At 37.9% G+C, this 26955-nt stretch carries 21 protein-coding genes; 20 read left to right on the top strand and 1 reads right to left on the bottom strand.

Annotation, left to right across the window (positions count from 1 at the left end):
• Positions 1 to 77: 77 nt before the first annotated feature.
• A complete protein-coding gene (locus OQX63_RS11360; protein ID WP_265850985.1) occupies positions 78 to 1208 on the bottom strand; it encodes a polymerase in 1131 nt (376 codons plus the stop codon).
• A gap of 530 nt (positions 1209 to 1738) precedes the next feature.
• Here OQX63_RS11360 and OQX63_RS11355 point away from each other — a divergent pair.
• The 20 genes from OQX63_RS11355 (at position 1739) to OQX63_RS11260 (ending at position 26939) form a co-directional block, all read left to right on the top strand.
• On the top strand, positions 1739 to 2719 hold the full coding sequence (locus OQX63_RS11355) for a deoxyhypusine synthase family protein (RefSeq protein WP_265850984.1): 981 nt from the start codon (positions 1739 to 1741) through the stop codon (positions 2717 to 2719).
• Between the two features lie 255 nt (positions 2720 to 2974).
• On the top strand, positions 2975 to 4270 hold the full coding sequence (locus OQX63_RS11350; protein WP_265850983.1) for a c-type cytochrome: 1296 nt from the start codon (positions 2975 to 2977) through the stop codon (positions 4268 to 4270).
• 48 nt (positions 4271 to 4318) lie between these two features.
• The gene (locus OQX63_RS11345; protein ID WP_265850982.1) at positions 4319 to 7357 is read left to right on the top strand and encodes a TAT-variant-translocated molybdopterin oxidoreductase; all 3039 of its coding nucleotides are present in this window, start codon (positions 4319 to 4321) and stop codon (positions 7355 to 7357) included.
• Positions 7358 to 7383: 26 nt separating this feature from the next.
• Positions 7384 to 8856 carry an NrfD/PsrC family molybdoenzyme membrane anchor subunit gene (nrfD, locus tag OQX63_RS11340; RefSeq protein WP_138818622.1) on the top strand — a complete coding sequence of 491 codons (1473 nt, stop codon included), beginning with the start codon at positions 7384 to 7386 and terminating at the stop codon, positions 8854 to 8856.
• 2 nt (positions 8857 to 8858) lie between these two features.
• The gene (locus tag OQX63_RS11335) at positions 8859 to 9395 is read left to right on the top strand and encodes a DUF3341 domain-containing protein (RefSeq protein WP_090498415.1); all 537 of its coding nucleotides are present in this window, start codon (positions 8859 to 8861) and stop codon (positions 9393 to 9395) included.
• Positions 9367 to 9972 (top strand): c-type cytochrome, encoded by a 606-nt coding sequence (locus OQX63_RS11330; RefSeq protein ID WP_090498417.1) that lies wholly within the window; start codon positions 9367 to 9369, stop codon positions 9970 to 9972. Before OQX63_RS11335 ends, OQX63_RS11330 begins: the two co-directional genes overlap by 29 nt.
• Positions 9973 to 9986: 14 nt before the next feature.
• Complete coding sequence (locus OQX63_RS11325) at positions 9987 to 11210, top strand: quinol:cytochrome C oxidoreductase (protein ID WP_265850981.1); 1224 nt, start codon at positions 9987 to 9989, stop codon at positions 11208 to 11210.
• A 69-nt stretch (positions 11211 to 11279) separates the two neighbouring features.
• Positions 11280 to 12512 (top strand): cytochrome c oxidase subunit II, encoded by a 1233-nt coding sequence (locus OQX63_RS11320; RefSeq protein ID WP_265850980.1) that lies wholly within the window; start codon positions 11280 to 11282, stop codon positions 12510 to 12512.
• A 23-nt stretch (positions 12513 to 12535) separates the two neighbouring features.
• Complete coding sequence (locus tag OQX63_RS11315) at positions 12536 to 14416, top strand: cytochrome c oxidase subunit I (RefSeq protein ID WP_265850979.1); 1881 nt, start codon at positions 12536 to 12538, stop codon at positions 14414 to 14416.
• 82 nt (positions 14417 to 14498) lie between these two features.
• A complete protein-coding gene (locus OQX63_RS11310; protein ID WP_265850977.1) occupies positions 14499 to 15557 on the top strand; it encodes a COX15/CtaA family protein in 1059 nt (352 codons plus the stop codon).
• Positions 15558 to 15569: 12 nt separating this feature from the next.
• Positions 15570 to 16478, top strand: a complete 909-nt coding sequence (gene cyoE, locus OQX63_RS11305; protein ID WP_265850976.1) for a heme o synthase — start codon at positions 15570 to 15572, stop codon at positions 16476 to 16478.
• 15 nt (positions 16479 to 16493) lie between these two features.
• Complete coding sequence (locus OQX63_RS11300) at positions 16494 to 17060, top strand: cytochrome c oxidase subunit 3 (protein WP_265850975.1); 567 nt, start codon at positions 16494 to 16496, stop codon at positions 17058 to 17060.
• 31 nt (positions 17061 to 17091) lie between these two features.
• On the top strand, positions 17092 to 17799 hold the full coding sequence (locus OQX63_RS11295; protein WP_090498432.1) for a cytochrome c oxidase subunit 3: 708 nt from the start codon (positions 17092 to 17094) through the stop codon (positions 17797 to 17799).
• 25 nt (positions 17800 to 17824) lie between these two features.
• Positions 17825 to 18178, top strand: a complete 354-nt coding sequence (locus tag OQX63_RS11290; RefSeq protein ID WP_090498434.1) for a cytochrome C oxidase subunit IV family protein — start codon at positions 17825 to 17827, stop codon at positions 18176 to 18178.
• Entirely contained in the window at positions 18178 to 18873 is a 696-nt protein-coding gene (locus tag OQX63_RS11285) for an SCO family protein (RefSeq protein WP_265850974.1), read from the top strand. The genes OQX63_RS11290 and OQX63_RS11285 overlap by 1 nt, the downstream gene beginning before the upstream one ends.
• Before the next feature lie 71 nt (positions 18874 to 18944).
• Positions 18945 to 19487, top strand: a complete 543-nt coding sequence (locus tag OQX63_RS11280) for a DUF420 domain-containing protein (protein WP_265850973.1) — start codon at positions 18945 to 18947, stop codon at positions 19485 to 19487.
• A 183-nt stretch (positions 19488 to 19670) separates the two neighbouring features.
• The gene (locus tag OQX63_RS11275) at positions 19671 to 20270 is read left to right on the top strand and encodes an RNA polymerase sigma-70 factor (protein ID WP_265850972.1); all 600 of its coding nucleotides are present in this window, start codon (positions 19671 to 19673) and stop codon (positions 20268 to 20270) included.
• A gap of 61 nt (positions 20271 to 20331) precedes the next feature.
• Entirely contained in the window at positions 20332 to 21492 is a 1161-nt protein-coding gene (locus tag OQX63_RS11270; RefSeq protein ID WP_265850971.1) for a FecR family protein, read from the top strand.
• A gap of 344 nt (positions 21493 to 21836) precedes the next feature.
• Positions 21837 to 25451, top strand: coding sequence for a SusC/RagA family TonB-linked outer membrane protein (locus OQX63_RS11265; protein WP_265850970.1), 3615 nt, complete (start codon positions 21837 to 21839; stop codon positions 25449 to 25451).
• Between the two features lie 18 nt (positions 25452 to 25469).
• Positions 25470 to 26939 (top strand): RagB/SusD family nutrient uptake outer membrane protein, encoded by a 1470-nt coding sequence (locus OQX63_RS11260; RefSeq protein ID WP_265850969.1) that lies wholly within the window; start codon positions 25470 to 25472, stop codon positions 26937 to 26939.
• The last annotated feature ends 16 nt before the right edge of the window (positions 26940 to 26955 follow it).

Genomic DNA, 26955 nt, shown 5'->3' with positions numbered 1-26955 from the left:
TTAAAGTGCTGTTTGAGAAATTATCTTCATTTTAAGGTCGCTCCTGATTGGGCTTTCAAATATCAATTTCCATCCCCTTAAAACGCTTCCGCCAAACTGATGTAAAACCCGGCCTGGCGTTTTTCATTTGGCAATTTTTCTCCTATACCATAATCTAAGCGAACGCTCAGACCTTTAGCCGGATCGAAAAAGTAACGGCCGCCAACACCGAAATTTGGTTTTAATCCATCACTATTAAATTGGCCGTTAGCAAATACTTTACCTGTACCAGCGAAAGCCACGATACCAAAACGGTTCATAAAACGGTAGCGGATTTCGGCTTGTGCCGCCATTAAATTTTCATCGCGGTAGCGGCCACTGTAATAGCCCCGCATCATCTGGTCGTTGCCCAGTTGTTGTAATAAATAAAATGGCGTGCTTTTACTTTGGATAGTATAATAAATGCCCTGTACGCCCAAAACCACTTTCGGTGCCAAACTGAAGAAACCACGGAGATCGAGCTTAACCTGTGAGCCGCTGAAGCTTTCTCCACCAAAAAAATCTGGCGCATATTGATAGGTTGCCCTCCCGAAAAAACCTTTAGTGGGGTAGTTGTTGCTATTGCGGGTATCGTAACTTTGTGATGCACCGATCCATGCCACAGAACCACCGTCTCTATCTAAAATTTGTGGGTTAGTGGAATAAACGCCTCCCGGTTGCTTGTCTATAAAACGATAATTCTCAAAACCCAATGAAACACCCGTATAAGCCTTAGGTAAAGTATTTATTTCGGCATCGAAAAGTGTTTTAAAAACCCTTTGATCTAGCTTATCTTCATCTGATTTTGTAGTGTAGTTGCCGATACCATAAAAATTAAAGGGCTGGTTTTTGAAACGGATATCGCCAATAAAGTGGTATTTGTTTCCTTTAGTCCACATATCGCCTTTCAGCATAAAATTAGCTGTCTTTTTTGTGGAGTAGGTGGTGTTCAACGCGAAATTGGAGCTGCGGTTCAGTGTATCTTTACGGTCTACATAAAAGGAATAAATCGCACCAACGCCAAATTCAAATCCAGTTTCCTGACTATAGCCAAAGGCTGGCAAGGGCAAAAAGCTGGCTTTACGGGTAGTATCTTTTTCGTTCGAGAGCATTTTCCTGATCAGTTTCATTTGTGCAAAAGAACTTCCTGAAACGAACGCAAGTAAAATAACCAGATAATATTTTTTCATCAAGATTTATTTGATTTTATAAGCGATGAAGCTATCATGAGCATCTCCTCGTATTGTGATTGCTTTGCTCAGGATGGTTTCATTACCGCAAAGAAAAGGAAATTTAGTAAGAAGTTGGTTAACTGGTTTAAACTTGAAATTAAATCATCCCTATTATTAAATTTCTTTTTCACAGATCCTGAAACAAGTTCAGGAGGACGATCGCTGGAATTTCATGCAATGCCTGCCGCCACCTAAACCGGATTGTAGGGGAAAGCCCACAGGTGAGGTTGGACTGCCCCCTAAAAGCCGGACTACCTTTAATAGGTGCTACAACTATTGCTTTCCAAAAAAGATCCTTCGACTACGCTCAGGATGACGATCGCTGGTAAAGCTCACTTTTTATGATTTAACCGGCTTTAGATTACAGACTGAGGACTCTGGACTAACCAACGCTATACGCCAAACGCCATGCTCCAAACGCTAAACGCTTTTACGTTTTCACCTTTCGGCCTAAATACCTACTTTTGCGACAAACAATACAAAACGAAATGAGCAATACAAGAGGACCGATATCTCAGTTTATGGAGCGTAATTATCTCCATTTTAATGCTGCTGCTATGATGGATGCGGCTAAAGGTTACGAAACGCATTTAGATGAAGGTGGTAAAATGATGATCACACTTGCTGGTGCAATGAGTACTGCAGAATTGGGAATTTCACTTGCAGAGATGATCCGCCAGGATAAAGTGGCTATTATTTCTTGTACAGGTGCAAATCTTGAAGAAGATATTATGAACCTGGTCGCACATTCTCATTATAAACGTGTACCAAACTATCGCGATTTAAGTCCGCAGGATGAATGGGATCTTTTAGAGAACCATTATAACCGTGTTACCGATACCTGTATTCCGGAGGAAGAAGCTTTCCGCCGTTTACAGAAACACATTCACAAAATCTGGAAAGATGCAGATAATGCGGGCGAAAGATATTTCCCACATGAGTTTATGTATAAAATGCTTTTAAGTGGCGATTTGGAGCAATATTATGAAATCGATCCTAAAAACTCATGGATGCTCGCTGCGGCAGAAAAGAATTTACCAATTGTAGTACCAGGATGGGAAGATTCTACCATGGGTAATATTTTTGCCTCATATGTGATGAAAAGTGAATTGAAAGCCACTACGATGAAAAGCGGGATTGAATACATGGGCTGGCTGGCAGACTGGTATATTGCAAACAGTGGGGGCAAAGGAATTGGTTTCTTCCAGATTGGTGGGGGTATTGCCGGCGATTTCCCGATCTGTGTGGTACCGATGCTTTACCAAGATATGGAAATGGAAAATATTCCTTTCTGGAGTTATTTCTGTCAGATTTCAGATTCGACAACTTCTTATGGTTCATATTCTGGCGCTGTACCAAACGAAAAGATTACCTGGGGTAAACTGGATATCCACACGCCAAAATTTATCGTAGAAAGTGATGCCACAATTGTAGCGCCGCTAATGTTTGCGTGGATATTAAAACAATAATCAGAAAAAATAAATAAACCAAATTGGTTTATAGTATGCCCATTGGAGATAACCTATCAAAAATGGGCATTTTTATTGCCTGAATGGCTTGAAACGACATTTGTTTAGAATGATTATAAATTGTATTTCAAGTCACTATTATGTCATGGGATTTATTAATAAGTTATACTTTTGTTCAAGTTTTGGTGGGGCTACCCCTAGTTCAGCATCAATTTCACAACAAAAAGTAAATTAAATAAGTATAAAGTGTTCATTATGAGAGATATCTCGATGATTTTAAAAAGCGTTTGGAAGTCGTTATTCGTATTTTCAGCAATTTCCGTAATAGCGGTTTCTACCGTAAATGCGCAGGATGCTAAAGAGGGAAGAACGCTTTTCAAAGCAAAATGTTCTTCGTGCCACGCGTTAGATGCTAAATTGGTTGGTCCGGCCTTAACAGGTGTAAGTGATCGTCACTCTGAAGAGTTCCTTTTAAAATGGATTCCAAATTCGCAAGGCTTGGTAGCTTCTGGTAACCCTGAGGCTGTTAAACTTTTTAACGAAAATGGAAAAATTGCCATGACATCTTTTCCTGAGTTAGACGAAACTAAAGTAAAAGATATCTTAGCTTACATTAAAGAAGGTGAGCCAAAAGCGGCTACTCCTGCGGGTGGTGCTGTTGCGGCAAAAGACGAATCTACTTCAGGTTTATCAATCGCGGGTATTGTAGCTATCGTTGTATTAGCGATTGTTATTTTAGTAATCTTAGGTCGCGCTTCTAAATTATTGGAGCGTTTGATTCTGCAGAAACAAGGTATCGAGATTGAAGAAGATGTGCCATTAAAGGTTGGTGTGCGCAAGATGTTCAAAAACAAGAAATTTGTGATGTTCTTTATCTTGTGTTTGATCATCTGTTTAGGCTCATTCGGTTGGATGGGTATGTGGAATACTGGTGTACATACTGGTTATCAACCAGTTCAGCCAATCAAATTCTCACACGAGTTGCATGCAGGTATCAATCAGATCGATTGTCAGTATTGCCACAACGGCGCATTTAAATCTAAAAATGCAACTATTCCGTCATTAAATGTTTGTATGAACTGCCATAAAGCAGTACAGGCAAGAGATAAATATGACGGTGAGATTTCTCCTGAGATCAAAAAAATCTATAATGCTTTAGGTTACGATCCGGAGACTCAGAAATACGATGAAAGTAAAGCTAAACCAATGGAGTGGGTACGTGTACACAATCTTCCTGATTTTGCTTACTTCAATCACTCTCAACACGTAGTTGTTGCAGAAGACGCCATTCGTAAAGCAAAAGGATTACAGCCAACAGAACCGGTATGTTTCGCTTGTCACGGTCCGGTTAATACCATGGAAGAAATTTATCAATATTCTCCATTAACCATGAAATGGTGTATTAACTGCCATAAAGAAACAGATATTTCTGGTCAGAAAAATAATGCTTTCTACGCTAAGGTTATCGAAGCGCACGAAAAAATTAAAAAAGGCGAGAAAATTACACCAGCGTTATTGGGTGGTTTAGAGTGTGGTAAATGCCACTATTAATAGATAGAGTTTAGTAAGAACGTTCGAATAAACAGTAATATAGCTTAAATGGAAAGCAACAAAAAATACTGGAAAGGCTTAGAGGAGTATAACAATACACCCGATTTTGTTAAAAATAACAAAAACGAATTCGCCGAGCCACTTCCAATAGAAGATGTTTTAAATGAAGCAGGGTTAAGTACCGTTACCCCACGCCGCGACTTTTTAAAGGCGTTAGGTTTTGGTTTAGGTGCAGTAACTTTAGCAGCCTGTCAAACTGCTCCTGTTCATAAATCTATTCCTTACCTGGTAAAGCCTGAAGAGGTTACTCCAGGTATTCCTAACTATTATACTTCGAGCTTTAATGGCCAGAGTATTTTAGTTAAAACGAGAGAGGGGCGCCCAATTAAAATTGAACCAAATCCAAATGCGGGTCAATTTAACTGTGGTACAGATGCGAGAGCGCAAGCTTCGGTTTTAGATTTATATGATGTATCTAAACTAAAAGCACCAGCTTTAGTAAAAGATGGAAAGGTTGAAGAAACTACCTGGGCAAAAATCGACAGCTTTGTTAAAGGCGAGCTGGCAAAAGCACAGGCAGGTGGCAAAAAAATCCGCATTGTATCATCAACGGTAAACAGCCCGTCAACCAGTGCTGTTATTGCACAATTTATTGCAAAATACCCTGCAGCTAAATTGGTTCAGTACGATGCAGTTTCTTATACTGGTATTATTCAGGCCAACCAAAATAGTTTCGGTAAAGCAGTTTTACCTAAATACAACTTTGATAAGGCTGATTTAATTGTAAGTTTCAGTGCCGATTTCTTAGGTACATGGATTAGCGGAGAAGAATTTACTGCTCAATATACTGCTAATCGTAACTATAAATCGTTAGAAAATAAAAAAATGAGCCGCCACATTCAGTTTGAAAGTGGAATGAGCTTAACAGGTACCAATGCAGATACCCGTGTTCCGGTTAAATTGTCGGAAGAAGGACCTGCTTTAATTGCTTTATATAATGCAATTACAGGTAATGCTTTACCTGGCGGAACATTGGGGAACAATGCTACTGCTGATAAAGTAATTAAATTGGTAGCAAAAGAATTGGTACAAGCGAAAGGTAAAGGCCTTGTAGTTTGTGGTTCTAACGATGTTTCTACACAAATTTTAGTAAACGCCATTAATGCTGCCATTGGTAGTTATGGTACTACTATCGATTTAGATAACCCTTGTTATTTATATGCGGGTAATGATGCCGAATTTAACGGTTTAGTTGCTGAAATGAATCGTGGTGAAGTTGGTGCTGTTTTATTCTTAAACAGTAATCCTGTTTATGATGTTGCAAATGCGAAAGCATTTACTGATGCTCTGGCAAAGGTTCCTGCTAAAATTTCATTCTCAGATCGTGCAGATGAAACGGCTACAGCTTGTGATGCTATTGCGATTAACCATAACTATTTAGAGTCATGGGGTGATGCAAATGCTTACGAAGGATATTATTCTATCGTTCAGCCAACTATCAACCCTGTTTTCAACAGCCGCCAGGCTGAAGAGAGTTTATTAACTTGGGCTGATGCACCTGTTAAAGACTACTATCAGTTTGTACGCAGCAACTGGGAAGCTAAAATGTTACCAGCTGTTGGTTTGAAATGGGAAGAGGTTTTAGAAAAAGGTGTGGTTACTTCAGCCGCTAAACCTGCTAGTGCTTATTCATTCACACAATCTTTAGCCCAAGTTGCTACTTCAATTGCAAATAGCAGCAAAGCCTTTAAAGGTGGCGACCAGATTGAGTTACAGGTTTACGAAAATGTACCTATGCGCGATGGTAAGAATGCCAATAATGCATTTTTACAGGAGTTGCCAGATCCGGTATCAAAAGTAACCTGGGATAACTTTGTTGCCCTTGCGCCTAAAACTGCAGAGAAATTAAAAGTTAAAGAGTTTGATGTGGTTTCTGTTAAAGGAAGCAACGGATATTCAGTAGATCTTCCGGTGTTAATCCAGCCAGGACAAGCACAAGGAACTGCATCTATTGCTTTAGGTTATGGCCGTACCAAAGTTGGTAAAGCTGGTAATGATGTTGGTAAAAATGCTTTCCCATTTGTTTCTTTTGCAAATGGAACCATGCAATATGCTACAAACGTAACCATTACCCCAACAGGCGGTTACTATGAGCTTGCACAAACACAAACTCACCACTCTTTCGAAGGCCGTGCCGTAATTAAGGAAGCTACTTTTGCAGCATATTTAAAAAATGCTGGTGCAGGTAATGAAAAAGGCGAGCACAAAAATTACGATTTGTGGGATCAATATGAAAAACCAGGTAACAACTGGGTAATGGCAATCGATTTGAATGCTTGTACAGGTTGTGGTTCTTGTATTGTTGCTTGTAACGTAGAAAATAATATTCCTGTTGTAGGCCGTGATGAGGTTCGCCGTCGTCGTGAAATGCACTGGATCCGTATCGACCGTTATTATAGCTATGAAACTAAAAATGGTGATGTAACCAAGGAGAAAGAAATTGCTAAGTTGGAAGACTTAGATCATGTTTCTGTGGTTCACCAGCCAATGTTATGCCAACACTGTGATCACGCACCATGCGAAACCGTTTGTCCGGTATTGGCAACCGTACACTCAAGTGATGGTTTAAACCACATGGCTTACAACCGTTGCGTAGGTACACGTTACTGTGCAAATAACTGTCCGTACAAAGTACGTCGTTTCAACTGGTTTAACTACTGGAATGATTCACGTTTCGATAACTACTTAAATAATGAGTTTACTCAATTGGTATTAAATCCTGATGTTACTACACGTTCACGTGGGGTAATGGAAAAATGCTCAATGTGTATCCAACGTATTCAAGGTGGAAAACTGAAAGCTAAATTAGAAAAACGTCCATTGAAAGATGGCGATATCAAAATGGCTTGTCAGGAAGCTTGTTCAGCAAATGCGATTGTATTTGGTGATTCAAACGATCCAAATTCAGAGGTTTCAAAAGCATTACGTTCTGAGCGTATTTACTACGTATTAGAAGAGATCAATGTGAAACCGGGTATCGGCTACATGACAAAAATTAGAAATACAGATACAACAGTACAAGCGTAAGCTTTAGTATAAAGAAAATACAAATTATGTCAGGACATAACGAATCAATACTTAGAGAACCATTAATTACCGGCGATAACATCACGTATGCAAAAATTACGGATGATATTTTAAGCCCGGTAGAAAACAAGCCGAACAAGGCTTGGTGGATTGGTTTCATCGTTGCCTCATTAGGTGCTTTACTTTGGGTAGTAGCAGTAAGCTACACTTTCTGGAACGGTATCGGTGCTTGGGGTTTAAATAAAACAGTTGGTTGGGCTTGGGATATCACCGGTTTCGTATGGTGGGTAGGTATCGGTCACGCTGGAACACTAATTTCAGCAGTACTATTACTCTTCCGTCAGAACTGGCGTAACTCCATCAACCGTTCGGCAGAGGCGATGACCATTTTCGCCGTTATCTGTGCCGCAACTTATGTTGTATCTCACATGGGCCGTCCTTGGTTAGCTTATTGGGTTTTACCTTTACCAAACCAGTTTGGATCACTTTGGGTAAACTTTAACTCACCATTGGTATGGGATATGTTTGCAATCTCTACTTATTTCTCTGTATCATTATTATTCTGGTACACAGGTTTATTACCAGATATTGCTACCATCCGCGATCGTGCAGTAGGTACACGTAGAAAAATTTATTCTATTTTTTCTTTTGGATGGAGTGGAAGTGTTAAAACCTGGCAACGTTTCGAAGCTGTTTCATTAATCTTAGCCGGTATTTCTACACCACTTGTACTTTCAGTGCACACCATTGTATCAATGGACTTTGCAACATCGGTAATTCCAGGATGGCATACCACCATCTTCCCTCCATACTTCGTGGCAGGTGCGATTTTCTCAGGATTTGCGATGGTATTAACCTTATTATTGGTTGCACGTAAAGTATTGGGATTGGAAAACTACATCACCATGTTCCACATCGAGTCGATGAATAAAATCATCATCTTAACAGGATCAATCGTAGGTGTAGCTTATTTAACTGAGTTCTTTATTGCCTGGTATTCGGGTTCAGAGTACGAGCAGTACGCATTTATCAATAGGTCTACTGGTCCTTACTGGTGGTCTTACTGGATGATGATGACTTGTAACGTAATCTCTCCACAGCTCTTATGGTTCAAAAAGATCCGTTTAAGCATTAAAGCTACCTGGATTTTATCAATCGTGGTAAACGTGGGTATGTGGTTTGAGCGTTTCGTAATTATCGTTACTTCATTACACCGCGATTATATTCCATCAAGTTGGGCCATGTTCTATCCAACCTGGGTTGATATCAGTGTATTCGTAGGTTCAATTGGCCTGTTCTTTACCTTATTCTTATTGTTTTTAAGGGTGTTGCCATCAATCGCTATCGCAGAGGTTAAATTATTATTAAAAACTGCAAGTGAGCAAGCTAAAATGAAACAGATTAAAGAAGGGCATGAGAATAAAGAATATGTAGCTGAGTACATAGAGTCTTTAGAGAAATTTGATAGTGTTAAACAAGAAGATTACGCAAAAATATAACAATGAGTGATATCAAATATATTTTAGGCAGCTTTGGCGATCCTGACGAAATGATGCATGGCATCGAAAAGCTTCAGGAAAATAACATCAGCATTTATGATGTATATACCCCCATGCCTATACACGGAATAGAAGCCAAATTAGGAATTAAAAGATCTAGAATCGATATCGCAGCATTTTGCTTCGGTATTACGGGTACTTGCTGTGCATTCGCTTTGATTTATTTCTGCGCAGTAATTGATTGGAGAGTAAACATAGGTGGTAAACCATCATTCGCATTGCCGGATTTTATTCCGATAATGTTTGAGCTTACAGTATTATTCTGTGCTTTTGGTATGGTATTAACTTATTATGCATCTACTCACTTATTTCCGGGAAGAGCACCAAGAGTGATGGACCTACGTGCTACTGATGATCGTTTTGTAATTGCAGTTGATGCAAAAGACAATGTAGAACATACTGTAATTGATGGATTATTAAAAGATGCAGGTGCTTTAGAAATAAAGTATAATGAAAGGAAGTACATTAGCTATGAATAAGAATAAATTTGTTTACACAGCGTTTTTAGCTATCGCTTTTGCAGCTACCTTTTCTGCTTGTAAAGATAAACGCAGTACTGGCTTAGAATATGCCAGAAACATGTATGATCCGATTGCTTACAATCCGGATCAGCCAAATAAAAATTTTAAGGATGGTAAAACAGCACAGTTACCTCCTGCACATACTAAACCAGTCGGTTTTACCGAATATGACGAGTATCCTAATACAAAAGAAGGATATGAGGCAGCTGGAGTAAGTATGGTAAACCCTTTACCGGTAGATACTGTTAATCTGGCTCAGGGTAAACACTTATTTACCGTTTTCTGTAGCCCTTGCCACGGAGAAAAAGGCGATGGGCAAGGACACTTAGTTAAAATTGAGAAATTTAGTGGGGTACCTGCTTATCAAACAGGTTCATCATCTAGAGGTGGTAACATGGTTGATCTTACTGCAGGTAAAATCTACCACACCATTACATACGGTGTAAATAACATGGGCTCGCATGCTTCGCAAATCTCACCAACAGATCGTTGGAAAGTGGTGATGTATGTTCAACAATTACAAAAAGGACAATAGTAAAGCAAATATAAATGGGAACTCACAATATTAATTTTAGTGAACAGTTTGAGTTTACAGGTAAAGTAAAAACATTAAGCATTGTTGGTATCGTTATCGGTATTGCGGCTGTGTTGTTCGGTTTCTTGGCCGGCGATAAAGTAATGCACGAGCGTACTTTTGCTAACCTGTTGCTTATGGCATATTACTTTGCATGCGTTTGTATGTCTGGTACATTTTTCCTGGCTGTTCAATACGTAGCTCAGGCAGGCTGGTCTGCATCAATTTTACGAGTGCCACAGGCTATGGCAAAAACTTTGCCTATAGCAGCTGTAATACTTGTAGTGATTATTTCAGCAGGTTTATACACACATAATTTATATCATCACTGGCATGCTGATGGATTAACAGATCCAAACAGCCCTAATTATGATTCTTTAATCGCAGGTAAATCAGTTTTCTTAAATGTACCTTTTTTCTTAGGTCGCCAGGTGGTGTTCTTAGGTATCTACAGTATATTTTCGATTATGTTTGTTAAGTTTTCTTATAACGAAGATTTAGCCGGTGGTTTAAATTCTTACAGAAAAAGCTTTAAAAATGCTTGTATCTTCTTGGTAATTTATGGTTTTACTACACCTATTTTTGCTTTCGATACGATTATGTCGCTAGAAGCACACTGGTTCTCAACCATGTTCGGTTGGTATAACTTCGCAGCAATGTGGGTAAGCAGTTTAGCTACTATCGCTATTATCATTATCTTATTAAGAAGAGCAGGTTACATGCAATGGGTTAACAATAGCCACTTGCACAACTTAGGTCAGTTTATTTTTGGTTTCTCTATCTTCTGGACTTATGTATGGTTTGCTCAGTTCTTATTGATCTACTATGCAAATATGCCTGAAGAGACTGTATATTTCTACAAACGCTTTGAATATTATAAATTCTGGTTTTTCTTAAACCTTGCCATGAATTTCTTAGCACCAGTATTGTTATTAATGGATAGAGATAACAAAAGAACCGATGCCAAATTATTATTCGTTTCTATCGTGGTATTATTAGGTCATTGGGTAGATTATTACCAAATGATTATGCCGGGTGCAGTAGAAGATGGTCATAATGGTTTTGGAATTGTAGAGATCGGTATTGCGTTAGGTTTCGTAGGATTGTTTACCTTTACGGTTTTAACATCATTGAGCAAAAAACCTTTAATTGCAAAGAATCACCCATTATTACAAGAAAGTTTGCATCATCAGCTTTAGTGGTGATAAGATAGAGCAAATATTTAATTATTATTATAATTAGCAGTACAGCGTACTACTTTTAAGAAAATGAGTTTAAGAAAGTTTATAACGAATAAAACGACCGCAGCTTTAGCAGTATTGATTACTGCTTTTGCAAACACTAGCGTATTTGCGCAAGATGCAGCAGCAGGTGCTGCCGCGGCACCGAAAGTTGATATGGGCGAGGTTTATAAATCGGTAATATTTTATATTCTGGTTTTCCTTGCAGTATGCTTATTTATTGCCATTATTGGTAAGGCATTAAAAGTATATGAGTTAAGCCGCGAAGCACAAGGTAAGCCTGTTGGTATCAACTGGAATAGGGTACACGCAAGTTTATTTGCGCTGTTTTTAGTGATCGGTTTATATGGGGTATATTGGGAATATACAGTACATGGATCAATGTTACTTCCTGATGCAGCATCTGAGCACGGAAAGAAAATTGACAGAATGTTTAATTTAACATTAATCATTACCACCATTGTATTTGTAGCTACGCATATCCTGTTATTCGGATTTTCTTATGTCTATAAATATTCTGCAAAAAGAAAAGCTTACTATTACCCACACAATAATACCATCGAAAAAATCTGGACAATTGTTCCGGCTTTAGTATTAACCGTTTTGGTTTTGATGGGTTTCTTAACCTGGAGATCTATTTTCTTCAAAGTTGAAGATCCAAATAACAAGCCATTACAGATTGAAGTTACTTCTGAGCAGTTTAAATGGTCTATCCGTTATCCTGGAGCTGATGGAATAGTTGGTAACAAAAATTACAAGTTAACTACAGCTTCTAATACATTAGGTATTGATTTTAAAGATGTTAACTCTCGTGATGATGAAATGGCAGATGAGATGGTGCTTCCTGTAGGCAAACCAGTTAAACTTATTTTGACCAGTAAAGATGTAATTCACAGTTTTTATATGCCACATTTCAGGGTACAGTTAAATACCGTACCAGGTATGAGAACAATTTTTGAGTTTACACCTACAAAAACTACTGCAGAAATGCAGCAAGAAACAAATGATCCTAACTTTAAGTATCTTTTTTATTGCGCTAAAATTTGTGGATCAGGTCATTACAACATGCAAAAAGTTGTTCGTGTAGTATCAGAAGCTGAATACAAAACCTGGATTGCAGAACAGAAAACATACTTAAATGACGATTTAAGAAAACAATTTAATTTGCCAGTGGCACCTGCACCTGTAAAATCAGTAGCAGATTCAGCAGCTAAAGATACCGCAGCTGTAAAAACTAACCAAGTGGCTTTAAATAAATAATATTAAGCAGGAGCGAACGAATTATGTCAACAATAGCATTACACGACGAACACAGTCACGATCACGCTGATCATGGGCATCATAAAGAGACTTTGATTTCAAAGTATATCTTTAGTATGGATCATAAAATGATTGCCAAGCAATTTTTAATTACCGGTATTATTATGGCGGTAATTGCAATGGGTTTATCAATATTATTCCGTATTCAATTGGCCTGGCCAGATCAGAACTTCCCTTTCTTAGAAACATTCTTAGGTAAATGGGCTGAAGGCGGTCGTATTAAGCCCGACTTTTATTTGGCTTTGGTAACCATTCATGGTACCATCATGGTATTCTTTGTACTAACTGCTGGTTTAAGTGGTACATTTAGTAACTTATTGATTCCGCTTCAGATAGGAGCAAGAGATATGGCTTCGCCATTCTTAAACATGCTTTCATACTGGTTCTTCTTTATGGCTTGTGTGATCATGATGTCATCATTCTTTATCCAAACAGGACCAGCATCAGGCGGTTGGACGGTTTATCCGCCACTATCTGTGGTAGCTAAGGCTATGCCAGGTTCAGGTTTAGGTATGACTTTGTGGTTAGTTAGTATGGTACTTTTCGTAGCGTCATCTTTAATGGGTGGTATCAACTATGTAAGTACAATTTTAAATATGCGTACCAAAGGTATGGACCTTTGGAAAATGCCATTAACCATCTGGGCTTTCTTCTTAACCGCAATTTTAGGTATCTTATCTTTCCCTGTTCTTGTAGCTGGTGTAGTATTAATGGTATTTGACCGCAGTTTTGGAACAAGTTTTTACTTATCAGATATCGTAATGGGTACTGATATTTTACCAAATGAAGGTGGTTCACCAATTTTATGGCAACATTTATTCTGGTTCTTAGGTCACCCTGAGGTTTATATCGTAATCATGCCAGCATTGGGTATCTCATCTGAGGTTATTTCTGTGAACGCACGTAAACCGATCTTTGGTTACCATGCAATGGTTTACTCTCTAATTGGTATTACCGTATTATCATTCATCGTTTGGGGTCACCATATGTTTGTAACAGGTATGAACCCACTGTTGGGCGGTGTATTTATGATTACTACCTTGATTATTGCCGTACCATCTGCAGTAAAAACATTTAACTATTTGGCTACATTATGGAGAGGTAATATCCGTTTCACTCCAGCCATGTTATTTGCTATTGGTTTAGTTTCATTCTTTATCTCTGGTGGTTTAACCGGTATTTTCTTAGGAAATGCTTCTTTGGATATCAACTTACACGATACTTACTTTGTTGTTGCCCACTTCCACTTGGTAATGGGATCTGCAGCAATCTTTGGTATGCTTGCAGGTGTGTATCACTGGTTCCCTAAAATGTTCGGTAGAATGATGAATCCTAAATTAGGATACTTACACTTCTGGTTAACTTTCATAGCAGCTTACCTGGTATTCTTCCCGCTTCACTTCTTAGGTTTGGATGGTGTACCTCGTCGTTACTACGCATTTACCGAGTTTGAATTTATGAAGAAATGGTTAACCGTTAACGTATTTGTAACGTGGGCAGCTATTATGGCAGCATTAGCTCAGGTAGCTTTCTTATTTAACTTCTTTTATTCAATCTTCAAAGGAAAAGTATCTCCTCAAAATCCATGGGAATCTAATACTTTAGAGTGGACTGCACCTGTTGAACACCTACACGGTAACTGGCCTGGAGAAATCCCTACAGTATACAGATGGCCGTACGATTACAGCAAGCCTGGACATGATGCAGACTTTATTCCTCAAACTGTTCCTTTCTCTCAAACCATGAGCTCTAATTTACCTCACGATTTTGAAGGAAATGCGGAAGCAGAAAAAATTCAGCAAGATTGGGAATTAGCCAATCCTGTTACAGAAAACAAAGGCTAGTTTAAAGCTTAAAATAAAATTTTAAAGGGGTATCTGATTAAGTTTCTGCTTATCCGGATACCCTTTTCATCTTGATAGATATATGGTCAGCAGATCAGAACAGCGTTTCATTAGAATTAATCTTATAACCATAATAGTTACGCTATTGGTTATACTTGCCGGGGGTATTGTTCGCAGTACAGGATCTGGCATGGGCTGTCCGGATTGGCCAAAATGTTTCGATCGTTATATTCCGCCAACCGATGTATCGCAACTTCCAGCCAACTATAAGGAGAAGTATGTGGCAGGTAGGTTAAAGAAGAATGAAAAATTTGCCAAATATCTGGAGAGCATGGGTAAAGTTGCCCTTGCTGATAGTATCAGGCACGATAAAAGCATTACTATACCGGAAGAATTTAATCCAACCAAAACCTGGACTGAATACCTAAACCGTTTGGCTGGAGTAGCAGCAGGAATCTTTTTATTGCTTACTGCCATTTATTCTTTTACCTATCGGAAAACGGCTAAACGGATCATCGTATTAAGCATACTTAATATTTTCGTGGTAGGCTATCAAGCCTGGCTGGGATCAATAGTGGTATCAACCAATCTGGCGCAATGGGTGGTAACAGTACATATGCTTTTAGCATTGGTTATTTTGGTTATATCTATCTATACATACAATTACGCAAAACAGCTTAATAAGGCACCTTCGGTAATTATGTATAAAATATTGTGGCTAAAAGGATTTTTGTTCTTTACACTAATAGTAAGTATTGCGCAGATTATTTTGGGCACCGAAGTCAGGGAAGCCATTGATATAATTGCAAAATCTTTGGCTTATAGCGGAAAAGCAACATGGATTTCGAAAGTAGGCAGTATTTTTTCTTATCACCGTGATTTAGCCATTTTGGTCATTATTACGAATGGTATAGTTTATAAAATGGTTATTGACCGTTTTAGTGGTAAGGCCGCTCCATTGCTAACAGCCAAGTTTATTTTAGTTACGCTTTTTATCCAGTTATTAAGTGGTTTAGCTTTAGCATATATTGCTTTTCCACCAGCAGCACAGGCATTGCATATTTTGTTCTCAACGCTGTTGTTTAGTTTACAGTTTTACCTGTACTTGTTGGTTTACAGAACAAGTACATATAAACAATAATATTTAAGAAAATTGAAGCAATATCTTTCAGATTTTTCTAAACTTATCAAATTTAGGCTATCGTTTACGGTAGTGTTTTCAGCATCGATCTCTTTTTTGATCGGGCAGAAGATGCAGGTAGGCAGAGGCCATATCCCTAGCATAGATTGGGGTAACTGGTTAATTTTAATAGCCGGCGGATTTTTGGTTACTGCTGCTGCAAACTGCTTTAACGAAATTATAGAGAAAGACCTGGATAAATTAATGTCAAGGACCAAAGACCGCCCGATGCCAGCAGGAAGAATGACTACCGGGCAGGGGTTGATTTTGGGTGTTTTTATGGCATTTTTAGGTACGTGGTTATTAGGGCACTTAAATCTGGAAACAGGGTTGCTATCGGTATTTTCAATTTTGCTATACGCTTTTGCCTATACGCCATTAAAGAGAAAATCGCCTATTGCTGTTTTTGTTGGTGCAATTCCAGGGGCTTTACCACCACTTATTGGTTATTTGGCTGCTTTTGGTAGTTTAAAAGCCGAAATGTTCCATGAAATTGATTATTACATTGCTGTAATCTTGTTTTTAATCCAGTTTGTATGGCAGTTTCCTCATTTCTGGGCAATTGCATGGGTTTTGGATGATGATTATAAGAAAGCAGGTTTCAGGTTGTTGCCTACCAAGAAAAGAGATAAAACATCGGCGTTGTTAACTTTTTTAAGCACGCTGATTTTAATTCCGGTAAGTTTATTGCCAACCATTTATGGTTTTGGCGGTTATTACATTGCAGGTTTATCTTTAATCGCTGGGATTATTTTTAGCTGGTTGGCTTTTAAACTTTTAATGAGCAGAGAACTGGCAGATGCCAAGAAGGTAATGTTCTGTTCGTTTTTTTACATCCCGGCTGTACAGTTGGGCTTATTATTAAATTTTATAGCAAAATAATTTATGGTGCTAACAATGGAAAAGATGCAGGATACGTTTGACCCAAAACCACGAAAATTTATCGTTTGGTTATTTGTCGTATCATCAACAATCATGTTTGGAGGTTTTACCAGTTATTATCTGGTATTTGCCGCCTCAAAAGGAAAGGGACACGGTTTGGTGTTACCCGATGCCTTTATTTACTCTAGTTTGGTTATTTTGGCCAGCAGCATCACTTTGGTGTTAGCTTCTAAGGCATTAAAGAAACTTAATTTTAGCTTACAGCGCAACATGCTTTGGATTACCGTAATATTGGCTATTGCTTTTGGTGTAATGCAGTTTAATGCCTGGGGAAGTATGGTGAGAACCGGAGCTACTTTGGTAGGGAACAATGCTGCAATATCATTTATCTATGTGGTATCTGGCATGCACCTTTTGCACATTATTGCTGGTGTTGGCCTAATTATTAGTGCTTTAGCCGGTAGCTATAAAAGCCTGCCTATTGCCAAAGTTCAGTACAGAATGGAAATTGCTTCTATTTTTTGGCATTTTATAGATATATTATGGATATATCTGTATGTTTTTTTACTTTTGAACCGTTAAATTTGTTAACAAACTATTATACTATTTCCAAATGAATGCAGTATCACAATTAGATCAAGTTAAAACCGGGCCATGGAATGGTGGTCGTTCTCCGTGGTCGGTAGAATATGGTAAAATCATGATGTGGTTTTTCCTATTATCAGATGCTTTTACTTTTTCATCATTATTGATCTACTACGGCGCTCAGCGTTTTTCGAAATTGACATGGCCAGATCCTGACTTGGTTTTCCAATCTATCCCAGGTATTAAAGATACAGGTGCACCATTAGTATTTGTGGGTATCATGACTTTTATCCTGATCTTAAGTTCTGTAACCATGGTTATGGCAGTTGAGGCCGGACACCGTCGTGCTAAAAAAGAAGTAATAGGATGGCTTGTAGCTACCATTATCTTTGGTTTTATGTTTTTGGGCTGCCAGGCTTTAGAATGGAGTCACTTGCACCACGAAGGCTTCTGGTGGGGAGCTATTCCATCGGCTGAAGAGTTGAAACATTTATTTGATGGGCCAGTTTCTTTAGTTGCTGCACAACAGTTTGCAAACTTATTCTTTACTATTACCGGTTTCCACGGTTTCCACGTATTTAGTGGGGTGATGATTAACGTGATTATCTTGATCATGACAATTAATGGAACCTTCGAAAAAAGAGGCCATTATTTAATGGTTGAGAAAGTGGGTTTATACTGGCACTTTGTAGATTTAGTATGGGTGTTTGTATTTACGTTCTTCTATTTGGTTTAATTTTCAATTTATAAAAATATTTAACATGTCACAACATTCGCATTTAGAAGAAGGACACGAGCATGGAGAACATGCTGGAATGGATAAAGCAAAAATCTGGAAAGTAGCAGGTATTTTAACTTTAATCACCGCAATTGAATTTATCATAGCATTATGGGCTATCCCGGGTGGACATATTCCACAGCATGTAGGTAACTATATCTATATCGCGTTAACTTTGGTAAAAGCATTTTATATTGTGGCCTATTTCATGCACTTAAAGTTTGAAAAATTAGGCTTACAGTTAGCCCTTACAGTATCGTTTATTTTCATTATTTACTTTATTGTTTTAATGCTGATTGAAGGTGGGTTCTTAAACATCCACATGATGAACCATTAATGAAAAGAAATCCGATAAAAAAGGTATTAATCCTGGTAAGCATATTAGCTATACCGGGATTTTTGTTTTTTTACTTATTGCCACACTTTGCCAAAAACAGGTATAAGAGTTTGCCCATCTTCGGCAAGAAGATTGTGGCCAATACCTTTCATAGTGTAAAGGGAAAGAAGATTCCAGATACTATTTATCACCTGGTTCCTGATTTTAAACTCATCAATCAGCATAGCGATACCATTAGCTGGAAATCATTTGAAAACAAAATTGTAGTATTAAACTTATTCCAATCAGGAGCGAGGAGCCAGCAAGCAATTAAATATATCAAGCAATTATCTGATGGCTATGAACAAAAGCCCTTGGTTAAATTTTTAAGCCTGTCTGTAGATCCGGCTGATGTAGATAAACTCCAGGATTTTGCTGCCAATTTCAACGCAAAAGAAGGTAAATGGGATTTTTTAGCGGGTGATACTGCACAAACTTATCCATTAATCAGGCAAGGTTTACTGCTTGATGTAGTCGCAAATAATACCAGCGGGAAAAGTAATTTCATTTTTAGCAATAAAATAGTGCTTATTGATAATTTACACCGTATACGCGGTATTTATGATGCCGACGATGCAGGAGCAAACGCTAAGTTGGAGGATGAAATAAAAGTACTTATTGCCGAATACTTAAGGAATGTTAAAGATGGTAGATAGTCTTTAGTCTGGAGTCCGAAGTCTCTAGTCGGGTTTAAAACAATATAATAATTATAAAAGATTTAATACTCATGGAAAATAGTCCGATCGAGAAAAAATATAGTAAGTGGATCATTATACTCTCCATTTTTATACCGGTAGCGGTAGCCTTTTTATTTGTGGTAAAGCTAAAAGATTTAGGTATTGATGCGCCAGCCTTACCTTTTTTACCTCCTATATATGCTACAATCAACGGAATTACAGCAGTATTGTTGGTTGTTGCAGTTTGGGCAATAAAGAATGGAAAAATACAATTGCACCAAAATTTAATGAAAACAGCCATAGGCTGCTCTTTATTATTTTTGGTAATGTACATCGCATACCATATGACCACACCTTCAACTAAGTTTGGAGGAGATGGAGCGATAAAGTATGTTTACTTTTTTATTTTATTAACACATATCTTATTGTCAATTGCCATTATTCCTTTGGTTTTGGTTACTTATGTAAGGGCTTTAGCCAAACGTTTCGATCGTCACAGAAAAATTGCACGAATTACATTTCCACTATGGCTTTATGTTGCTATAACTGGTGTAGTGGTTTATTTAATGATTTCGCCATATTATCAATACTAAAGATATATTAATCCTAAAAAAAATTGAAAAGCGTTACCTTAAAAAGTAATGCTTTTTTAGTTAATGGGATTTTACGTGCAGGAGAAATTTGCTTTAACCCATTTTTTTTTCCACTTTTATGTATATTATATCACACAGAACTATTCATGAAATTTGTATGTGAGTATACAAATCGACTAATTTATGGCGCCAGGAAGGATAGAAGATGAAAGGAGGCTTATCGAAAAAATCATGGAAGGAGACGAACAAGCATTTTCTGTTTTGTTCTTCAAGTACCTTCCTGTGCTGCACATTTTTGCTTCAAAATTTACAAAATCTGATGATGCCGCTGAAGAAATTATTCAGGATGCATTTTTAAGAGTATGGTTAAATCGCGATAAGTTGGCTGAAGTGGAGAATGTGAAAGCCTACCTGTATAAATATGTTTCCAACGAATGTTTAAGCTTCTTACGTAAAAAATTAAAAGAAGAACGGGTAGTGGATGCATTTACCGCTAAACAACAAAATAGTCACAATAGTACCATCGAAACTATTAATTTAAATGAAGTAACGAAAATTATAGCTACTGCGGTAGATAAATTACCTGACCAAAGGAAAAATATATATCAATTAAGCAGGCGAGATGGCAAAACTATTCCAGAAATTGCCGAAATACTCAATATTTCTCCTAATACGGTTAAAAATGCCCTTGTAATTGCATTAAAATCAATTCGTATACACCTCGATCAACATGGAATTGTGTTCTTTTTCCCAATTGTTTTTTTCTTTTTGAAAATAAAATAAAAAAAATCAATATTACGATAGTCCTTATTTTCTTTTACTGCTTCTTAGTATCAGAATCTTTATGGAAGACCGTATAAAATATCTATTACAACAGTTTACAGCTAAGACCTTAAGTCAGGCCGAGAAGGAAGAACTTTTAGTTTTAGCAGAAAACAATGCGTCATTGCTTTCTGATGAAATCGTGAAAATGATTATCGCAGAGGAAGCGCATGTATTTGATATTGTTGAAGAAAGATGGAATCCGGTTCTCGATAAAATTCTGACAGTAGACAAACCATCGCGGTCGCCTAAGCGAATTTTAATGAATGGTTTAAAATGGGCTGCTGCTGCTGTTGTGTTTGTTGTGTTTTCTTTAACGGCTTATCTTTCTCTACAAAAAAAGAAAGAACATGTTTTTATTACGGACGTTGCGCCTGGAAAAAATAAAGCTATTCTCACCCTGGCCGATGGAAGGAAAATCTCGCTTTCGGATGCAATGAAAGGTGATATAGCCAAAGATGCTGGTTTCTCCATCACCAAAACAGACGAAGGGCAGTTGGTGTATAATATTGCTGGATCAGAAAATGTAAGCGATGATAGACTAAACACCATTTCGACTCCAAATGGTGGAGAGTGGCAAATCAAGTTACCTGATGGTTCTACAGTTTGGCTAAATGCCGCCTCTTCACTTCAATACGGATTAAACATTGGCACCGCAAAACAGCGTGCAGTTAAATTAGACGGTGAAGCTTATTTTGAAGTAGCGAAAAATGCAACACATCCCTTTATTGTAGAAACCGATAAACAGGCTGTTGAAGTATTGGGTACGCACTTTAACATTAATAGCTATAAAGATGAAAAGGTAACCAGGACAACTTTATTGGAGGGTAGTGTGAGGGTTTCTCATAAAAATACCAATGAGAGTGAGGTGCTTAAACCCGGAGAACAATCGCTGGTAACCATTTCGGGCATGGACGTAAAAGAAGTAGATGTTGATGAAGCAGTTGCCTGGAAAAAGGGTTATTTCATGCTTAATAACGAAAGGCAGGAAAGCATTCTACGTAAAATTGCCCGTTGGTACAATGTGGAAATAGAATATGCAGATCCTGAAGCCAAAGATGTAATGTACTACGGAACGGTAAGCCGTTTCGAAAAAATATCAAAAGTGCTTAGAAAATTTGAACAGACTGGCGAAGTACGTTTTGATATTAAGGGCAATAAAGTGATTGTCTATAAGGAATAACGAGAAAGAAGATGAAGAAGTAACTAACCTTTATCTATAAAAAAGAAACAACTAATTAATCAACCATAAACCTAACAACCAATGAATAAACTTCGACAAAGCTCCTGACGATCCAAAGTTGAACGCATAAAAAAAGGAGTGCTGCAACACCCCCTTTTTTAATCTGTTTAGCTATTCCGAAAACCGGAATCGATTAAAAATCAATTATTTCTTGGATAACACGCGAAACGCAATTTTGCGTCTAAACTTTCTTGCGCTTCGCACAAAAAACAGACTATTAAATGTACAAAATTTATATTAGAATTTTATGTACGCACCGACGCTACATACCTAAATTGCTACTCATGATGAAGTTAATTACGGTTGTTCTGCTGGCCTCATTAATGCAGGTAAGTGCAGCTTCATTCGGACAATTGGTTACATTGAAAGAAAAACATGTAACATTAGAAAAAGTTTTTAAAGAGATAAGGAGACAATCGGGCTATGATGTGCTTTTATCTACCAATAAAATCAAAACTTCAACCACTTTAAATGTAGATTTTAATAATTCAACAATTGAAGAGGTAATGAACAAAATTGTTTCAGGTGGAGATCTGAACTACACTATTGAAGATAGAACGGTACTGATCACATTAAAAGAGAAATCTGTATTTGATAAAGTGCTGAGCTATTTCGCTGCTGTAAAGGTAACCGGAAAAGTGAGAGATAAAAACGGTGCAGCCCTACCAGGAGTGAGTGTAAGGGAGAAAGGGGCAGCCAATGCGGTATCTACCAGCAATAACGGAGATTTTGCTATTTCGGTTAAAGAAGGTGCTACTTTGGTTTTTAGCTTTATTGGGTATAAAACAATAGAGGTTGAAGTTGGATCTAAAACTTCTATAAATGTAGTATTAGAAGAAGATGCAAATGAACTAAAAGATGTAAATATTATTTCCACAGGTTATCAGAATTTAAACAAGAAATTATTTACAGGAGCTGCAACAGCGCTAAAAGGATCTGATGTTAAACAAGATGGTATTACTGACGTAAGTCGGATGCTTGAAGGTCGTGTTGCCGGGGTATCAGTACAAAACGTTTCTGGTACATTTGGAGCAGCCCCTAAAATCCGCGTACGTGGAGCAACCTCAATTACGGGTGAAAACAAACCATTATGGGTAGTGGATGGCGTGATTTTAGAAGACGTTGTTAATATCTCCAATGAACAGTTATCATCAGGAGATGTAAGTACGTTGATTGGATCTTCTGTTGCTGGTATAAATGCTGACGATATTGAATCATTTAATATCTTAAAAGATGCAGCTGCGACGGCACAATATGGTGCACGCGCAATGAACGGTGTAGTGGTTATAACAACAAAGAAAGGACGTATCGGTAAACCATTAATCTCTTATACTGGTAACTTTTCTACCTACTTAAAACCTACATATGATAGTTATAACATCATGAATTCATCAGACCAAATGTCGGTGTATTCGGAGTTGGCCCGTAAAGGTTGGCTAAATCACTCAAGTGCATCGAGAGCTGCTGATGGTGGTGTTTTTACCAAAATGTATCAATTGATCAATACCTATGATGCGACATCAGGTGCATTTGGTTTGGCCAATACTCCTGAAGCCAGAAATACATTTTTATCGCGTTATGCTACTGCGAACACCGATTGGTTTGATGTGCTTTTCAAAAATTCGCTGATGCAGGAACACGGCATAAGTGTTTCGTCTGGAACCGATAAATCGCAGTTATATTTCTCTACCAGTTATTTAAATGACAACGGTTGGGCCGTAGGGAATAATGTTGAACGTTATACAGGCAATGTAAATGCAGTATTTAACCTATCTGATAAACTTAGCCTTAATTTCATCACCACGGGATCAATCCGTAACCAGAAAGCTCCGGGTACAATTGGAAGAGTGAGTAATCCGGTGGAAGGTAAATATTCAAGGGATTTTGATATTAATCCCTTCAGTTATGCTTTAAATACGAGCAGAACATTAACCGCATTCGACCAGAATGGAAGTAGAGAAAATTTCACCAGAAATTTTGCCAATTTTAATATTCTTGATGAGTTAGGCAATAACTCTTTAGATTTGAGTATGCTTGATTTCAAACTTCAAGGTGGATTAAACTACAAGTTTACCAAACACTTTAAGTACGATTTCTTAGCATCAATGCGATACGTAAAAAGTGGTAACGAGCACAAAGTAAGAGAAAACTCTAACATGGCCAATGCGTATCGTGCAGGTTACAATCCAGACGATTCTTATATACAGGACAATAACCGCTTCTTGTTCCGCGATCCGGCACATCCAGAACTGCAGCCTGTAGTAGTGCTTCCATATGGCGGTTTTTATAATACCACAGACGATTTTCTTAAATCGTACATGGTTAGAAACTCGTTTGAATATGACAACACATTCAATGAAAAGCATTTGATTAATATTTATGCTGTTCAAGAGATGCGGATGGCCGACCGCCAAACCAGAAGTATGATCGGTTATGGCTATCAATACGATAAGGGAGGTGTACCTTTTATTGATCCGAATATTATTAAACAGGCTACATTAAATAACCTGAACTACTATTCTATGAACCATAGATATGATCGTTTCGCTGCATTTATGGCAAGGGCAGCTTACTCTTACGATGGTAAATATTCATTTAACGCTACGGGTAGGTACGACGGTTCGAACCAGTTGGGAAGCTCTGCAACAGCCAGATGGTTACCAACCTGGAACATTTCGGGTGCGTGGAACATCGATAAAGAAAAATTCTTTGATAGCGAAAGCTTAACCAAAATCCTAAACCGCGCTACAATAAGGGCAACCTATGGTTTAACCGCAAGTTTAGGCAGTGCCACCAATTCTGCATTGGTTTTAAGAAATGCTAGTGCTTTAAGACCATACACGAATGAAACAGAGTCGGTAATGAATATCGAATACATCGAAAATAAAGATCTTACCTGGGAAAAACAATATGAAACCAATCTTGGTGTTGACCTTGGTTTTTTTAAGGATAAACTGAATATTACTGTTGATTTATACAATAGGAATGGATTCGATCTGATCAGCCCATTAAGAACTTCAGGTATCGGTGGGCAGTACTTAACCACTGCCAACTACGCCGATATGAATACCAAAGGTATTGAGGTGACTTTAAGTGGTCCGATTATTAAAACAGGCGAATGGAACTGGAGAAGTAATTTAAACTTTGGTTATAATAAGAATAAGGTAACTAAACTTTCGAGCCCGCAAAGCATATTCAGTTTAGTAACGGCCGATGGTGGACCGCAGGAAGGTTTCCCGTACCGCGGTTTATATTCTGTTGATTTTACAGGTTTAAATCATAATACCGGTATCCCTGAGTTTATCAACGAAAAAGGAGAAAAGAGCATTGATGTTTACATGCAGAGTTTAGAAACCAAATACCTAAAATATGAAGGTCCTACCGATCCTAAATTAACAGGTGGTTTTTACAACAGCGTTAGCTACAAAGGATTTACCTTTGGTTCGTTATTTACATTCTCAGCAGGAAACAAAATTAGGTTAAATCCGGTATTCGCTACGTCTTATTCAGATTTAGATGCATTGCCTAACGAGTTTAAAGATAGGTGGACACTACCAGGAGATGAATTGAGAACCAATATCCCTTCTATTCTTGATGTTGAAGCAGCAGCTAATATTGACGGAAAATATCCATACAATACTTACAACTATTCTACTGTAAGGGTTGCTGACGGAAGTTTTATCAGATTAAAACAATTATCTCTTTCATACGCTTTACCTGCCAAAATCTTAAAATCTATTGGAGCAAACAATGCATCAATCAGTGCCGTGGCCAATAACTTTTGGTTAATTTATTCAGACAAAAAATTAAAAGGACAAGATCCGGAGTTTTTTGCATCTGGTGGTGTGGCCTTGCCGATCCCGAAGCAGTACACACTTTCCCTAAAAGTTGGATTCTAATTTAAATTGAACAGAAAAATGAAAAAGAATAAAATATTCATATATATCGCATGCTCAAGCTTACTGCTATCCACCAGCTGTAAGAAATTTTTAGAGCATCAACCTGATGATCGTACCGAACTTAACAGTCCTGTTAAAGTGGCTGAACTATTGGCCAATGCTTATCCACATGGTAATTATCTCGCTTTTGCTGAAGCAATGAGCGATAATGCCGGCGATAAAGGAACAACAGGAAGGGATTTGCCGAATGCATCTCCCTGGAATTATATCGATCAGATTGATGCAACATCCCAAGATACTCCACCATTTTACTGGAATGCCTGTTATAAAGCCATTGCAGCTGCTAACTATGCTTTGGAGGCTATTGATAAAGGAGGTAATACTGCAGAGTATTCGGCTAGTAAAGGAGAGGCACTTGTAGCAAGGGCTTATGTACATTTTATGCTGGTAACTTTCTTTGCTAAAGCTTACGATCCGGCAACCGCCGCTTCCGATCCAGGTATCCCTTATGTAACCCAACCACAGAAAGTAGTTGAGGGTAGCTATACAAGGGGCACTGTTGCCAGTGTTTATGAAAACATTGAAAAGGATTTAATAGAAGGTTTACCATTAATTAAAAACCAGAGCTACAGGGTTCCTAAATATCATTTCACAACTCAAGCCGCCCATGCTTTTGCAACGCGTTTTTATTTATTTAAAAAGGATTACCAAAAAGTAATAGACCATGCGAATGCGATTTTTCCGGCTGCTACAATATCTGATAATTTAAGGGCTTGGAATACAACCTACAATGCGTTGGGTTACTATGAATTGCAAGCGTTATATACCAATTCAACTGAACCTGCTAATTTATTGTTGCAGGAGGCAAATTCATATTGGGGGCGTAATTATGCAAGCTACAATTATGGTTTAAGTTCTTCTATTCTGCCAATTTTTGCGGCGGCAAATAATCCCAGTAAAAAAGCCTTTGCGTATTCAAATAAAATTTTTGGCGGCACTGATGTCGTTTATAACATTCCTAAATTTAGGGAACACTTTGTAAAAGAGACCATCAGTGCCAACTTTGGGGATGCTTATAATATGGTGCCCTTATTTACCAGTGAAGAGGTTTTATTTAACCGGGCCGAGGCTAACGCGATGTTAGGCAATAATAATGCATTAACAATTGCAGATATCGATGCTTATTTATCAAAAAGAATTGTAGGCTATTCTGCAACTGCGGATAAATTTACTGAAGCTAAGGCAACAGCATTTTTCCCGGCATTATCTGTTAAAGATGCATTAGTGAATACCATATTGAACTTTAAACGTCAAGAATTTATGCACGAAGGTTTGAGGTGGTTAGACATTTTAAGATTAAAAATCCCGATTGAACATAATAGTTTAGATGGAAAAACCAAGATCTCTTTGGGGGCAAATGATCCAAAGCGATTAATTCAAATTCCGCAAGATGCTGTTGCAGCTGGATTAGCTGCCAATCCCCGTTAATTATAATATAAGAATA

It is taken from the genome of Pedobacter sp. PF22-3, assembly GCF_026239555.1.
Classification (GTDB): Bacteria; Bacteroidota; Bacteroidia; order Sphingobacteriales; family Sphingobacteriaceae; genus Pedobacter.
The sequence above is the reverse complement of the archived record's forward strand: the minus strand, read 5'-3'. Positions and strand labels throughout refer to the sequence as shown.